Raw genomic sequence first — 1788 nt, 5'->3', positions numbered from 1 at the left:
AAGTACAAGCTTATAATCGTAATACTACTTTTTTTAACGTGTGCCTTTATTTATAAAGTAAATTATAATAATGAAAAATTTTCAAATAATACTTCACAACCTTATTTAAAAACAATAGAAGATTTTTTTTATTATTATAAAAATGGAGATTTAGAGAATCTTAACACACTTTTAATTCCAACCTTATATTTCAAAGACGAAACAAAAGAAATATTCTTCAACAAAATAACAAATTTAGAAATAAATGATATACAAGAACAAAAAGTCAATTATACATCCGATAAAGATAAAGTAATTTTAAATGTTGATTATAACATATCCTTTAATGATGATTTTGTGCCTATTGGCTCATTAACAAATGGAGAAAATAATGTAAACGCTATTTTTAGCTTATACAATAACAATGGTACATGGAAAATTTTTAATATAGATTATTTTTATAATTAATATTAATCTATATTTTTTATATTAAAGTTTAAAGGAGTAAAAAGTATGAAAAAGAAAATTTTATCATTAATATTAGCATTATCTACATCCGCTAGTATTTCTCTTCCTGTTCTTGCAAATGAACAAAAAACAGAGACTTTATTACAAAATAAAGTTGAAGAATATTTGATTACTTATGATGATATAACTTTAAAAAATGATACAAAAAAAATTATTGTTTTAGAAGATCTTATTAGTAATAATGAATTTGAAGATTATATATCCAAAAAAATTTCAATTGTTAATAAAAGAAATACTACTTTTAATTTAAATGTAAATGAATATAATCATAATTATAAATATAATTCTATAGATATAGACGATGATAAGGCTTATGTTAGCATATCATTGAATAAAACTTATAATTATAAACATATTGATGAGCCTACCTTTGAAACAATTGATTATTTTATTACACTTGAAAATATAAATGGTCAATGGTCAATTATAGATTCTATTTCTAATGATGAGTGGGATAAAAGTATGAATACACTTGATATTAATAAAAATAGAAGTATTGACATAGATAACTTTATAAAAAATGAAACAAAAATAATTGAAAATGAAAAAAATTTAATGAATGAATCTCTAAATAAACCAGATAACGATTTAGAGTCAGAAATCAATTTAGATAAAAATTCTAAGGCTTATAGCTTTAATAGAAATGCAATGTATAATTATGCTAAAAAACATTATAATAATCCAAATCCAAATTATTATGACTATACCTCTCTTGGTGGGGATTGTACTAACTTCGTGTCCCAAATTATTAAAGCTGGTGGAGCCCCATATGATCTTAGTGGTTCTCAAAGTCAGCAATGGTACTATAAAAGTAGCAACAATAAATCTCCTTCTTGGACAGGAGTAGAAAACTTAGATGATTATCTTTTATATAATAAATCCACAGGTCCACAAGCTCAAAATGGAAGTGTATACAATGCTGCTGTTGGTGACGTAGTTCAAATAGATTCCAATTCAGATGGTAAATATACTCATTCTGTTTCAATAGTCTATCATACAAACGGAAATATGAATTCTACTACAGTAGCTGCTCGTACATCTAATGCATTTAATAGGGCCTTAACTAGTTATCCTGGTGCTAAGCGTTGGCTTCATTTAACTGGGTATTCTAACTAAAACTTTATATTAACAATATTAATTTGTTTTTATTATTTAATCATAACCACCCGTAAAACGGGTGGTTTGCTCTAGCCCTATAAGGGCATATTACTGGCTGTGCTACTCGCACTTTGAACGGTCTGCCAACCGCATTTTTTTCACTAACTACCCCTTAAAGGGGTC

The 1788-nt window shown here is 25.8% G+C and carries 2 protein-coding genes; both read left to right on the top strand.

Annotated features, from left to right (window positions below; all coding sequences use genetic code 11):
• On the top strand, window positions 1-447 hold a 447-nt coding region (locus GBZ86_RS17445; protein WP_170272291.1), incomplete at its 5' end, for a hypothetical protein.
• 45 nt (window positions 448-492) lie between these two features.
• Window positions 493-1623 carry an amidase domain-containing protein gene (locus GBZ86_RS15540; RefSeq protein WP_152892168.1) on the top strand — a complete coding sequence of 377 codons (1131 nt, stop codon included), beginning with the start codon at window positions 493-495 and terminating at the stop codon, window positions 1621-1623.
• The last annotated feature ends 165 nt before the right edge of the window (window positions 1624-1788 follow it).

The sequence above is a fragment of the Clostridium tarantellae genome, assembly GCF_009295725.1.
Lineage (GTDB): Bacteria > Bacillota > Clostridia > Clostridiales > Clostridiaceae > Sarcina > Sarcina tarantellae.
This window is presented reverse-complemented; position numbering and strand designations above follow the sequence as displayed.

Bases quoted from the DNA above. Each gene is read 5' to 3' on its own strand.
- GBZ86_RS15540 (WP_152892168.1), top strand. From the start codon at position 493: ATGAAAAAGAAAATTTTATCATTAATATTAGCATTATCTACATCCGCT.